Genomic DNA, 13058 nt, shown 5'->3' on the forward strand with positions numbered 1-13058 from the left:
TATTAACTCTCTATAGATCGACAAATCTATATCTACTCTCTATAATATATCTATAAGAGTAGATAAATAGAGCACATAAAAATGCTTATATTAGCGAAACATAGCTGCCACTTTTAGCTGGAGTTGATGTTGTAATGGCTCCTGCAATTATGCAAGGATAACTTATGATTATTGTTACAGGTGGTGCTGGCTTTATAGGCAGCAATATTGTTCAGGCGCTTAATCAGATTGGCTACCACAATATTGTGGTGGTAGATAATTTAAAAAATGGCGCCAAATATACCAATTTGGTCGACCTTGATATCACAGATTATATAGATAAAGAAGATTTTATTTCCAGTATCGTTTCTGGCAAAAACTTCGGAGATATTGATGCAATTTTCCATGAGGGCGCCTGTTCTTCCACAACTGAGTGGGACGGCAAGTATATGATGGATAATAACTATCATTACTCTAAAAAACTTCTTCATTACTGTATGGAGCGCACTATTCCCTTTCTCTATGCTTCTTCTGCCGCCACCTATGGCAGCCGTACAAATAACTTTATTGAAGAAAGGCAGTATGAACAGCCTATAAATGTTTACGGCTATTCTAAATTTCTGTTTGATCAATATGTACGCACTATCCTACTGCAGGCAGAATCACAAATTTGTGGTTTGCGCTATTTTAACGTTTATGGTCCACGCGAGGGGCATAAAGGCAACATGGCAAGTATTGTTTATCAATTAAATAACCAAATAAATATTGGCGAAAATATGAAGCTGTTTGCTGGCAGTAAAATATTTAAACGAGATTTTGTCTATGTCAGTGATGTAGTAACAGTCAATCTCTGGTGCTGGAAAAACAGAGTGTCGGGAATTTTTAATTGTGGCACCGGACAAGCAGAATCGTTCCAAGCGGTAGGAAATGCAGTGTTAGATTTCCATAAAAGAGGAAAATTAGACTGCATACAGTTACCAGAAAAACTTAAAGAACATTATCAGTCTTATACCCAGGCGGATTTAACCCGGTTGCGTGCTACTGGTTATAATAAGCCATTCAAAACCGTCAAAGAAGGAATCACAGCATATTTATGCTGGCTGAATGATTAGTCAAAAACAGAAAAGAAGTGGCTGCAGGAAAATTTTGGTAATTGGCCCTTCATGGATTGGCGATATAATGATGTCTCAAAGCTTATATCGTCTGCTGGTGCAGCTTCAGCTAGGTGTTCAGATAGATGTTATGGCGCCCCCCTGGTGTTGCCCTTTACTTGAACTTATGCCTGAGGTAAACCAAGCGCTGTCGATACCAATCGACCATGGCGCCATAGCGTTGAGGAAAAGGCTCAGGTTAGGACAAGCATTGCAGCAAAATAGCTATCAGCAGGCATTGGTACTACCTAATTCATTCAAGTCGGCGCTAGTGCCGTTTTTCGCCGGCATTTGCCATCGCACCGGCTGGCGTGGAGAAATGCGCTATGGCTTGCTTAATGATATTCGCAGGCTTGATAAACAAGCGTTTCCGCTTATGGTGCAGCGCTACGCTGCTCTAGCATTTGACAGCTACTTGGTGCAAAGCGCTGTCGACCTACCAACTCCTTTACCTTGGCCAAGGTTGACAGCGAAAGCACAGGAAATCAACGATGCACTCAACGTTTTCTTACCCGAACTAGAGCGGCCGCTTATAGGTTTTTGTCCCGGGGCTGAATTTGGCCCGGCCAAGCGCTGGCCGCACTATCATTATACCGTACTTGCAGAGGCGCTCATCCACCGTGGTTATCAAATAGCGTTGTTTGGCTCAGCCAAAAACCATGCAGTTGGTAAAACTATCGCCACCGCACTGCCTGCTGATCAGCAACGTTACTGCTGCAATTTAGTCGGCAAAACTACCTTGGTGCAGGTAGTTAATCTGATCGCTGCCTGCCAAGGTATTATCAGTAACGACTCAGGTTTAATGCATGTGGCTAGTGCGCTAAATCGTCCAATGGTAGCGCTGTATGGTCCAAGTAGTCCAGATTGTACCCCGCCCCTTTCCCCTAAAGCTAAGGTGATCCGTTTAATAGACGGTTACCATAAAATACGCAAAGGTGACGATGAACAAGGCTACCATTATAGTCTAATCGCTATTCAACCTAAACAGGTCATGAGCGAGCTAGAAAAATTATTAACCCCGTAAGAAGAAAATTAATGCAGGTTCTGATCATCAAAACGTCCTCTATGGGTGATGTGCTACATACGCTGCCCGCTCTAACTGATGCAGCATCAGCTTTACCAGGAATCAGTTTCGACTGGGTTGTCGAAGACACTTTTACTGAAATTCCCACTTGGCATCCAGCGGTACGAAAGGTAATTTCAGTAGCAATCCGCCGCTGGCGCAAACATTGGTTTGGCTCCTCTACTCGTCAGGAGCGCGGCGAATTTAGACGTCTTTTGCAACGAGAGCACTATGATGTGATTATCGACGCACAGGGCTTAATAAAAAGCGCTATTCTTGTTACCTATGTTGCGCACGATGAAAAACACGGTCTAGATTATAAAAGTGCGCGCGAACCCTTCGCGAGCTGGTTTTATCAGCGACGACATGCGGTGAGCAAACAACAGCATGCTATTGAGCGCATTCGTCAACTATTTGCCGCCAGTTTGGGTTATCAACTTCCCACCGAGCCTGGCGATTACGCAATTGCTGGTAATTTTTCGCCGCCGCGCGGCGCTGAACCACCATATTTAATCTTCCTGCATGCTACCACCAAGTCTAGCAAACATTGGCCAGAATCGCACTGGCAAGCGCTAATAAAGCTAGCTGATGAGGCCGGTTACCGGATTAAGGTCCCCTGCTGTGGAACAGCGCAGGAACAGCAGCGTGCTGCTAAACGTTTAACCGAAGGATCCAGCCAAGCTGAAGTGCTGCCGCCGCTGTCATTGGCACAAATTGCGCAGCAATTAGTCGGTGCTACGGCTGTGGTATCAGTAGATACCGGCCTCAGTCATTTAGCAGCTGCCCTTAATCGCCCTAATTTAACGCTTTATGGGCCTACCGATCCTAAACTAATCGGCGGATATGGGCGATATCAACTGGCGCTGTGTGCGCAGGATAGTCACATGGTAAGCCTAACTCCTCAGTGTGTCTGGCAGGCATTTCAACCGATGTTATTCATAACTTAACAAGTAAGAAGGAGGTAATAAAATAATAGTAAAATACTACTAGTTTAGTATTTAAACTATATAAACAGTTTATTTATATTATTTTTTTATTTAAAAAGTATCAGATACATAACCAGCAGTATAAAGCGCATCCACTATATATTTAGGACCATATTTATAATACTGCAGCTTCAGCATACTAATCCAGTAGGAATAGCACATTTTAACCGACGGATGACATTCGATGAACTGTAGCTCTCCTTTAGTTTTATGTAAAAGATTAAAATATTATTACACTATAATTGAGTGTACATGAGGGTACAATAGTAGTGTACCATGCTCAACTAGTATAAAATGTTAGAATAACTAAAATAGCTTACATTTTTTTATTTATATAATTTATCTAATAGAGGTAGTCCGGTGATTGATGATGATGGCTACCGCCAGAATGTTGGGATTGTAATCTGTAATTTTGATGGTCAAGTGTTGTGGGCTAGGCGATATGGACAGCATTTTTGGCAGTTTCCTCAAGGTGGCATCAACGATGGTGAAACTGCAAAACAAGCAATGTACCGCGAACTGTTCGAAGAAGTTGGTTTGAACCGTGAGGATGTGCGGATTCTGGCTTCAAAGCATAATTGGTTGCGTTATAAGCTGCCTAAGCAGCTCGTACGGGATACACAGCCTGTGTGTATTGGCCAGAAGCAAAAATGGTTTTTACTACAAATTATGTGTCAAGATAAGGATATCAATATGCAGCGCAGGGGAATACCTGAATTCGATAGCTGGCGTTGGGTTAGCTTCTGGTATCCAGTTAGTCATGTAGTGGCCTTTAAACGGGACGTTTATCGCCGGGTAATGACAGAATTTTATAGAGTAATGATACCGCTGCAGGACACTAAAACTTAACACTCATCAGCGGTGCATCAAAAAGAACATAGTTCGACGTATATTAGTTATTGATTAAATCAAAATATGCTAGCTAAATCTTTAGCTGCAGTGCTTATAGTATATACTATACCTACAACCAGGTCTAAACTAAATAACGGTTAAGGCAATGTTAGAACTATACACTAGCTTCAGTCAGTTCCTGGCAAACCGGTCAGCCTAAGAACTATTAATTTCAGCGTTTATAAACATAGCTGTGCTATTAAACGCAGGTGCGAGGTGAAAGAAAGTAGATTCTGTTGGACTCTGCATTTCCAGAATACTATATATTTATATATACTAACTATGACTATGATAGATAGCATAACGATCAATACTGTACAATATCTTCTAACTACCTATGAGGCACTGCTATGTTATAGCATTAGCATTAAAGTACGTACACAGGTTTTGCTTGCTGCAAAATGGTACCCACAGTCTCCGCTAAGATTAGAAAAAGTAATAAAGACGTTATTGTGATAAATGACTACAATACTACCCATTATCTGGTATTTCCTCAAATTAATCCCATAATCTTCTCTCTGGGTAGAGTTTCTTTGCACTGGTACGGTCTGATGTACCTGATTGGCCTAATATTTGCTAGGTGGTTGGCTATGCGTCGCGCTAATCGTCCAGGCAGTGTATGGTGTAAATTAGAGCTCGAAAATTTACTCTACGCTAGTTTCTTAGGACTATTTCTTGGCGGCCGTATTGGTTATTTTTTGTTTTATAATCTATCGCTATTTCTCGAACATCCAAGTTATTTGTTTAAGGTATGGTATGGCGGTATGTCGTTCCACGGCGGCTTAATAGGTGTTATTTTGGTGATATTGTGGTTTTCTCATCGTACTAAACGCCATTTCTTTCAGGTTGCCGACTTTATTACACCAATGGTGCCATTCGGCCTAGGGGCTGGTCGTCTAGGTAATTTTATCAATGGAGAACTGTGGGGAAGAGTAACCACTGATATGCCTTGGTCAATGCTATTTCCTAATTCTCGGAATGAAGATCTAGCGCTGTTGCAGCTGAATCCTCAATGGCAGCCACTGTTCGAACGCTACGGCGTGCTACCACGTCACCCATCTCAGCTTTACGAGATGCTGCTCGAAGGCTTTGTACTATTTATTATCCTTAATATCTTCATCCGAAAACCGCGCCCTATGGGCAGTGTTTCCAGCTTATTCCTTATATGTTACGGTTTTTTTCGCATTATCATCGAGTTTTTCCGACAGCCAGATGCTCAACTAGGTCTGTTCAGGGGCGTGATTAGTATGGGACAAATTCTGTCGTTACCGATGATTCTAGCCGGCGTAATTATAATGGTATGGTCTATTCATATTAATAAATATTATTGAGATAATATGAAACAGTATTTAAATTTGAGGTACATGTTACGGTTGCAGGGGACGCCAAAAGTAGATCTTACTGGTACCGGTACTCTATTGTTTCTGCTTGGAACTTCGGTGAACTAAATTAAATGGCTTTAGCTCTATATCACGTATTGTTTCAGTTCTATGTGGCAAAAGATATTTCATCTTATACGCAATCCGCGCCGCTCTATGCCTAGTTTAGTGATGAAGCGTCAACCATTTTCGTTGTTTGAATACCGTTTATAAGACTTCGAGCTAGTAGGGTACGATCCGAATCCGAGTATTAACGCTTCTATATAGAGATCATGTTTAGATAAAATTAATAAATAGATCAAAGATTAGATGGTAAATATAAAAAAATAATTATTTATTTTTATTAAACAAAAGAAGAAGTTAATTAATAATTTTTGTTTTTTTTATAAAAAAAAAGAAGTTATTATATATTTTTATTAAGTTAACTTACTGAATACTTATTCAAATTAAATGTAAAAAGTTATCTAGTTCATAATTAAAACTAAGTTTTTAGTTATTTATAAAGATAAAATTTTTATATATAATTAATTAACTAGTAATAGTATATATAAAATATATTTATAGCTTAATTAAAATCTTTGATCACACCTGCAAATTAAGGAAATCTGCATGCCAGTAATCACTCTTCCTAATAGCAATCAGCGTCAGTTTGATCGACCTATCTCACCCCTTGATGTTGCTCGTGATATCGGTTCAGGTTTAGCAAAATCTTGTATCGCTGGTAGAGTGAACGGCGAACTTGTCGATGTCATCGATCTCATTGAGCACGATTCCAAGCTTGCTATTATTACCTCTAAAGATGAGGTAGGACTAGACATTATTCGCCATTCATGCGCCCATTTACTGGGACATGCCATCAAGCAACTGTGGCCTAATACCCAAATGGCAGTAGATCTAGTGATCGATAAGGGCTTTTATTATGACGTGGCGCTCGATCATACTCTAACGCAGGAAGATCTTGAAAGGCTGGAGAAACGTATGCACGAGCTGGCCGCAAAAAATTATGATGTTATCAAGGAAAAAGTGAGCTGGCATCAGGCTCGCGATATATTTTTAGCGCGCGGGGAGGCCTATAAGGTTGCAATTATAGATGAAAATATCAGCAAAGATAATAATCTTATGCTGTATTATCACGAAGAATATGTAGATATTTGCAACGGTCCGCACGTTCCTAATATGCGTTTTTGTCATCATTTTGCTCTACAAAAAACTTCAGGTGCTTATTGGCGCGGCAACAGCAAAAGTAAAATGTTACAACGTATTTACGGTACTGCCTGGGGTGATAAAAAGCAGCTAAATAATTATTTACAACATTTAGAAAATGCAGCGAAGCGCGATCACCGAAAAATAGGCAAACAGCTTGATCTATACCATATGCAAGAGGAAGCACCAGGCATGGTATTTTGGCATAACGACGGTTGGACCATTTTCCGTGAACTAGAAAATTTTGTGCGCCTGAAGCTTAAGGACTACCAGTACCAAGAAGTTAAAGGACCGTTCATGATGGACCGTGTCCTCTGGGAAAAAACTGGCCATTTGGAGAACTATGCTGGTCAGATATTCACCACAGTATTAGAAAACCGGGAATTTTGTATTAAACCTATGAATTGCCCTGTACATGTACAGATTTTTAATCAAGGGCTGAAATCTTATCGCGATTTGCCTTTACGTATAGCAGAATTTGGAAGCTGTCATCGCAATGAACCGTCCGGCTCGCTGCACGGACTAATGCGTGCATGCAGCTTTACCCAAGACGATGCACATATCTTTTGTACTAAAGAACAAGTTCTATCAGAAATAGACAGCTGTATTAAAATGGTATACAATACCTACAGTACTTTTGGATTTGAGAACATCTTTGTTAAATTGTCCACACGTCCTAGAAAACGCATCGGCAGTGATGAAATTTGGAGCCGTGCAGAGCAGGATCTGGCCGCTGCACTAATTAAAAATAATATAGCCTTTGAATATCAACCTGGTGATGGGGCTTTTTATGGTCCAAAGATTGAATTCACATTGCTAGATTGCCTAGATCGTGCCTGGCAATGTGGTACAGTGCAGCTTGATTTTTCGCTTCCTGAGCGTTTGAACGCCTTCTATGTAAGCGAAAATAATGAAAGGGTTGTACCGGTTATGATTCACCGTGCCATTTTAGGTTCTATGGAGCGTTTTATTGGCATTCTAACAGAAGAATACGATGGTTTTTATCCAACCTGGCTTGCCCCAACGCAGGTTGTTCTAATGAACATAACCAATAATCAGTTTGAATATGTTCAAAAACTAACAAAAAAATTATCGATAGCAGGTATTAGAGTCAAATCAGACTTGAGAAATGAAAAAATAGGTTTTAAAATTCGCGCACATACTTTGCTTCGAGTACCTTACATGCTTATTTGCGGAGATAAAGAAATGGAATCAGGTAAGGTTAACGTACGCACACGCCGCGGTAGAAATCTAGGCAGCATCGACGTTAACGAGCTTATTGCAAAGCTACAAAACGAAATTAGTAGCCGTAATCTTCATCAACTGGAGGAATAAAGTATTAAGGGCGGAAAACGAGTTCAACTGGCACGTCCCCATCGTATTAATCGGGAGATTAACGTCGTAGAGGTTCGTTTAGTGGGTCTCAATAGTGAGCAGCTTGGTGTTGTTAGCCTGAATGAAGCACTTAAAAAAGCTGAGGAAACTGGTGTTGATTTAGTCGAGATCAGCCCTAACGCTGAACCGCCGGTTTGCCGTATTGTTGATTACGGTAAATTTCTTTATGAGAAAAACAAATCCATTAAAGAGCAAAAGAAAAAGCAGAAAGTTATCCAGGTTAAGGAAATTAAATTCCGGCCTGGTACCGGTGAAGGCGACTATCAGGTCAAACTACGTAACCTAGTTCGCTTCCTAGAAGATGGTGATAAGATAAAAATCACTCTGCGGTTTCGTGGGCGTGAAATGGCACACCAGCAGATTGGCATGGAAGTACTAAATCGCGTTCGTCACGATTTGCGTGAACTAGCCGTAATGGAATCTTTTCCCAGCAAAATTGAAGGACGCCAGATGATGATGGTGCTAGCACCCAAGAGAAAATAGTAGTATAGGCTTGCATTTATAAAAATGATCACTGCTAGTACTACGCTTTTAATTTAGATTATTAATACTGCGGAGTCAAAGAGAGAAGTCTATGCCAAAAATAAAAACAGTACGTAGTGCCGCTAAGCGTTTTAAAAAAACGGCTTCGTGCGGTTTTAAACGTAAGCATGCCAATCTGCGTCATATCCTGACCAAAAAATCTGCTAAGCGTAAACGTCAGCTACGCCCAAAATCTATGCTTTCTAAAGCATCTCTAAGTTTTGTTGTGCGTTGTCTACCGTACGTATAAGCGTTATTTTAACCAGCTTACATAAAAAAAAGATCTTAGGAAAAAGTATATGACTCGCGTAAAAAGTAGTGTGGTAGCACGCGCCCGTCACAAAAAAATCTTGAAACAAGCGAAAGGATACTACGGTGCGCGTTCACGCGTTTATCGCATTGCCTTCCAGGCGTTTATCAAAGCAGGTCAGTATGCTTACCGTGACCGTCGTCAGATGAAACGTCAGTTTCGTCAACTGTGGATTTCACGTATAAACGCAGCGACCCGTCAAAACGGTACTTCTTACAGCAATTTTATCAATGGTCTGACAAAAGCGTCGATCAAGATCGACCGTAAAATTCTAGCAGATCTTGCTGTATTCGACAAAATAGCTTTTGCAGCTCTGGTCAACAAAGCAAGAAGTGCCCTGGCATAAGCAAGTTTTAAAGAAAAGAGGGAGCTCGTCTCCCTCTTTTATTTTATCTTTTGTAACTAAAAAAGTTAATCCAATAACCAAAACTTGCCTAACGATAGAATAAAATACAAATGAAAGAAATGCCACATCTCAAAGATTTAGTTGTGCAGATTAAAACAGCAATAAACCAGTCCCAAGATATTGAAGCGCTGGAGTCGGTACGGGTAGTATTTTTAGGCAAAAAAGGGCATTTTACCAAGCAAATAAGGGCTGTGCGTGATCTTCCACTTGCGGAACGGCCTGCAGCTGGGATGATCATTAATCAGGCTAAGCAGGAAGTACAGCGGGCACTAGCCGAACGTAAAAACACTATAGAGCAAGCGATGTTGAACGAGCGCCTGGCAGCTGAGACGCTGGATGTGTCGCTACCAGGTAGGCGCATGGCAAATGGCGGCCTGCATCCGGTATCGCGTACTATCGCGCGTATTGAGCATTTTTTCAGAGAACTAGGTTTTGCGGTAGCCACCGGACCGGAAATCGAAGATAATTACCACAATTTTGACGCCCTAAACATTCCCGCCCATCATCTAGCCCGCACTGATAACGACACCTTTTGGTTCGACACTACAAGATTGTTGCGAACCCACACTTCCAGTGTTCAAATTCGCACTATGAAAGCGCAACCGCCGCCGATTCGCATCATCGCACCGGGGCGCGTATACCGTAATGATTACGACCAAACCCATACACCGATGTTTCACCAGTTGGAAGGATTAATGATTGATACAAATATCAGTTTTACGCATATGAAGTGGATGATGCATAACTTCCTGTTTAATTTTTTTGAAGAAAATTTACAAGTACGTTTCCGACCATCGTATTTTCCCTTCACCGAGCCATCGGCAGAATTAGACATAATGGATAAAAACGGTCGTTGGATTGAGATAATCGGATGCGGCATAGTGCACCCAAATGTGCTACGCAATGTTGGTATCTATCCAGAAGTTTACTCTGGATTTGCCTTTGGTATGGGTATAGAAAGACTGACGATGCATCGTTACGGTGTAACTGATTTACGCGCATTTTTTGAAAACGACCTGCGTTTCCTCAAACAATTCAAATAAAGCGGGATAACACATGAAGTTCAGTGAACTTTGGCTACGTGAATGGGTCAATCCGGCAATTGATAGCACTATGCTAGCTGAACAAATCACTATGTCTGGTCTGGAAGTGACCAGTATGTATCCGGTAGCTGGCCATTTTAGCGGCGTAGTAGTCGGTAACGTAGTACAATGCAAGCAGCATCCTAACGCAGACAACTTTTACGTTACCAAAATTGACATCGGAGGCGAGCGCTTGTTAAATATAGTTTGTGGCGCCCCGAATTGCCGTGCCAACCTGCGCGTAGCCGTTGCTATCATCGGTGCGCTATTGCCAGGAGTTTGCACAATTAAAGCTAAAACGCTACGTGGAGAACTTTCTGAGGGCATGTTATGTTCATGCTCTGAATTAGGCATGTCAGACGACTACAGCAGTAGTAATATTATTGAATTTCCTGATGATGCTCCTATTGGCCGAGATATCCGCGACTATCTACAGTTAAATGATAACATTATCGACATCAGCGTCACACCAAACCGCGCTGACTGCCTAGGTCTTTTGGGTATAGCCCGCGATGTAGCAGTGCGCAATCGCATAGAGCTTACGCTACCAGTTGTCGAGCCGGTGGTACCCTTAATTAACGATACGCTACCTATCCAGATCGACACACCTGAAGCCTGCCCGTGCTATCTTGCCCGGTTGATCAAAAGCATCGATATCGGTGCGGCTACGCCGTTGTGGATGAAAGAGAAACTACGTCGCTGCGGACTACGCTCAGTAGATGCAGTGCTTGATATCACTAATTATGTTCTCCTAGAATTAGGACAGCCGATACAAGTGTTTGACCTGGATCGCATTGAGAGCGGTATCTTCGTACGACAGGCCGGCCAAGATGAGATGATTACCCTATTAGATGATGTGAGTATAATTCTCTCGTCTGACACTTTGGTTATTGCAGATCAGAATAAAGTACTAGCGATAGCGGGTATTGTTGTCGGCGCCGCTTCCAGTATTAGCTCCTCGACCCGAGACATAGTGTTGACATGCGCCTATTTCCATCCTCTCGCGATTAACGGGCGTGCACGCCGATACGGCTTGCATAACGATGCGTCCCACCGCTATGAGCGCGGTGTGGACCCAGCACTACAGATCCAGGCCATGGAACGTGCTACTATGCTATTGATAGCAATCTGTGGCGGCCAGCCAGGTCCAGTTATCAATGTAACTACGGCATCCATGCTAAAGCAACAGGTTACTATCTCGCTGCGCCGCAAGACCCTGGATCGCCTGATTGGCTATCATATTTCGGATAAGGACGTCAGCGATATTCTTATTCGTCTTGGTTTTCAGGTCAGTAGCACCGAAGAAGGGTGGCAGGCTCTGACGCCAAGCTGGCGTTTCGATATTACTATCGAAGAAGATTTGATCGAAGAAGTCGCGCGCATGTATGGCTATGATGAGATTCCGAATATTCCTATACGTGCTACTCTCGAGATGCCGCGCAATAGGGAAGCAACACTGCCGCTAGAGCGCGTTAAAATGCTACTGGTTGACCGCGGATATCAAGAGGCTATTACCTATAGCTTTGTTGATCCCAAGATGCAGGCATTGCTATATCCGCATCCGGCACCACTATTGTTGCCAAGTCCGATTTCGAAGGAAATGTCAGCTATGCGTTTGTCGTTATGGACCGGCCTTCTTAGTGCGGTAGTTTATAATCAAAATCGTCAGCAGCAGCGGATCCGCCTGTTTGAAAGCGGGCTTTGCTTTATTCCTGATAAAGCCGCCGACCTAGGAATACGCCAGGATATTATGTTGGCTGGGGTCATTACAGGTTCAATATTTGATGAACACTGGGATTTAGTTCGTCAGCCGGTTGATTTTTATGATGCCAAAGGCGATCTCGAGGCAATACTTGAGCTTACCGGTAAATTGGACAATATTGAGTTTAAGGCACAACGTCATTTAGCACTACATCCCGGACAGAGCGCCGCCATTTATCTTCAAGATGAACTCATTGGTTTCATTGGCGTCATTCACCCCGTACTTGAGTCTAAATTGAATTTAAATGGCCGTACACTGGTATTTGAACTTCTATGGGAGAAAGTTACCGAAAGTAACGTACCTAAAGCGCATGATATTTCACGCTTCCCCACCAACCGCCGCGATATTGCTGTAGTGGTAGCAGATAATGTTGCCGCAGCAGATCTTATTACAGAGTGTAAGATAGTTGCAGCCAATCAGTTAGTTGACATAAAATTATTTGACGTGTACCGGGGCAAAGAATTAGCAGAAGGTTTTAAAAGTCTGGCTATCAGCCTAGTCTTACAAGATACTGCTTGTACACTGGAAGAAGCTGAGATAGCCGCAACCGTAGCAAAATGCGTAGCAGCACTAAAGCAGAGATTCCAAGCCTCCTTGAGAGATTAAACTTATGGCGCTTACTAAAGCTGAAATTTCTGAATACCTGTTTGAAACACTTGGACTAAACAAACAGGATTCAAAAAAAATTGTAGAACTTTTTTTTGAGGAAGTACGCCGAGCATTAGAAAATGGCGAGCAGGTAAAATTATCAGGCTTCGGTAATTTTGATTTGCGCGATAAAAATCAGCGACCAGGACGTAATCCTAAAACAGGAGAAAATATTCCCATTACTGCCCGTCGGGTAGTGATGTTTCGACCGGGCCAAAAACTTAAAATACGTGTAGAAAATGCGGCTTCTCCTAACCAAAACTAACAGTAGTTAATAACTA

General features: G+C 42.1%; 12 protein-coding genes. All 12 read left to right on the forward strand.

From position 1 onward, the window contains the following. Positions 1–164 precede the first annotated feature (164 nt). The 12 genes from rfaD to ihfA all read left to right on the forward strand — a co-directional run bounded on the left by rfaD (position 165) and on the right by ihfA (position 13042). Positions 165–1091 (forward strand): ADP-glyceromanno-heptose 6-epimerase, encoded by a 927-nt coding sequence (rfaD, locus tag A4A70_RS01060; RefSeq protein WP_067567688.1) that lies wholly within the window; start codon positions 165–167, stop codon positions 1089–1091. Further along, positions 1084–2154 (forward strand): ADP-heptose--LPS heptosyltransferase RfaF, encoded by a 1071-nt coding sequence (rfaF, locus tag A4A70_RS01065; protein WP_067567690.1) that lies wholly within the window; start codon positions 1084–1086, stop codon positions 2152–2154. The genes rfaD and rfaF overlap by 8 nt, the downstream gene beginning before the upstream one ends. 11 nt (positions 2155–2165) lie before the next feature. Next, complete coding sequence (rfaC, locus tag A4A70_RS01070; RefSeq protein ID WP_067567692.1) at positions 2166–3140, forward strand: lipopolysaccharide heptosyltransferase RfaC; 975 nt, start codon at positions 2166–2168, stop codon at positions 3138–3140. A gap of 399 nt (positions 3141–3539) precedes the next feature. Further along, positions 3540–4028 carry an RNA pyrophosphohydrolase gene (rppH, locus tag A4A70_RS01075; protein WP_067567694.1) on the forward strand — a complete coding sequence of 163 codons (489 nt, stop codon included), beginning with the start codon at positions 3540–3542 and terminating at the stop codon, positions 4026–4028. 443 nt (positions 4029–4471) lie between these two features. Next, positions 4472–5401: a prolipoprotein diacylglyceryl transferase gene (lgt, locus tag A4A70_RS01080; RefSeq protein WP_082798868.1), complete on the forward strand. Its 930-nt coding sequence runs from the start codon at positions 4472–4474 to the stop codon at positions 5399–5401. Positions 5402–6058: 657 nt separating this feature from the next. Continuing rightward, positions 6059–7987: a threonine--tRNA ligase gene (gene thrS / locus A4A70_RS01085; protein WP_067567696.1), complete on the forward strand. Its 1929-nt coding sequence runs from the start codon at positions 6059–6061 to the stop codon at positions 7985–7987. A 3-nt stretch (positions 7988–7990) separates the two neighbouring features. Then, on the forward strand, positions 7991–8530 hold the full coding sequence (gene infC / locus A4A70_RS01090) for a translation initiation factor IF-3 (RefSeq protein WP_067567698.1): 540 nt from the start codon (positions 7991–7993) through the stop codon (positions 8528–8530). 91 nt (positions 8531–8621) lie between these two features. Next, positions 8622–8819, forward strand: coding sequence for a 50S ribosomal protein L35 (gene rpmI / locus A4A70_RS01095; RefSeq protein WP_067567700.1), 198 nt, complete (start codon positions 8622–8624; stop codon positions 8817–8819). A 49-nt stretch (positions 8820–8868) separates the two neighbouring features. Beyond that, entirely contained in the window at positions 8869–9225 is a 357-nt protein-coding gene (rplT, locus tag A4A70_RS01100) for a 50S ribosomal protein L20 (RefSeq protein WP_067567703.1), read from the forward strand. Between the two features lie 119 nt (positions 9226–9344). Next, entirely contained in the window at positions 9345–10328 is a 984-nt protein-coding gene (gene pheS, locus A4A70_RS01105) for a phenylalanine--tRNA ligase subunit alpha (RefSeq protein ID WP_067568265.1), read from the forward strand. Between the two features lie 13 nt (positions 10329–10341). Beyond that, a complete protein-coding gene (pheT, locus tag A4A70_RS01110; protein ID WP_067567705.1) occupies positions 10342–12735 on the forward strand; it encodes a phenylalanine--tRNA ligase subunit beta in 2394 nt (797 codons plus the stop codon). 4 nt (positions 12736–12739) lie between these two features. Continuing rightward, positions 12740–13042 (forward strand): integration host factor subunit alpha, encoded by a 303-nt coding sequence (gene ihfA, locus A4A70_RS01115; protein ID WP_067567706.1) that lies wholly within the window; start codon positions 12740–12742, stop codon positions 13040–13042. Positions 13043–13058: the final 16 nt, after the last annotated feature.

The sequence above is a fragment of the Candidatus Hoaglandella endobia genome (assembly GCF_900044015.1).
GTDB lineage: Bacteria > Pseudomonadota > Gammaproteobacteria > Enterobacterales > Enterobacteriaceae > Hoaglandella > Hoaglandella endobia.

Coding starts and splice junctions, on each gene's coding strand:
- rfaD (WP_067567688.1), top strand. CDS start 165: ATGATTATTGTTACAGGTGGTGCTGGCTTTATAGGCAGCAATATTGTT.
- rfaF (WP_067567690.1), top strand. CDS start 1,084: ATGATTAGTCAAAAACAGAAAAGAAGTGGCTGCAGGAAAATTTTGGTA.
- rfaC (WP_067567692.1), top strand. CDS start 2,166: ATGCAGGTTCTGATCATCAAAACGTCCTCTATGGGTGATGTGCTACAT.
- lgt (WP_082798868.1), top strand. CDS start 4,472: ATGGTACCCACAGTCTCCGCTAAGATTAGAAAAAGTAATAAAGACGTT.
- thrS (WP_067567696.1), top strand. CDS start 6,059: ATGCCAGTAATCACTCTTCCTAATAGCAATCAGCGTCAGTTTGATCGA.
- rpmI (WP_067567700.1), top strand. CDS start 8,622: ATGCCAAAAATAAAAACAGTACGTAGTGCCGCTAAGCGTTTTAAAAAA.
- rplT (WP_067567703.1), top strand. CDS start 8,869: ATGACTCGCGTAAAAAGTAGTGTGGTAGCACGCGCCCGTCACAAAAAA.
- pheS (WP_067568265.1), top strand. CDS start 9,345: ATGCCACATCTCAAAGATTTAGTTGTGCAGATTAAAACAGCAATAAAC.
- pheT (WP_067567705.1), top strand. CDS start 10,342: ATGAAGTTCAGTGAACTTTGGCTACGTGAATGGGTCAATCCGGCAATT.
- ihfA (WP_067567706.1), top strand. CDS start 12,740: ATGGCGCTTACTAAAGCTGAAATTTCTGAATACCTGTTTGAAACACTT.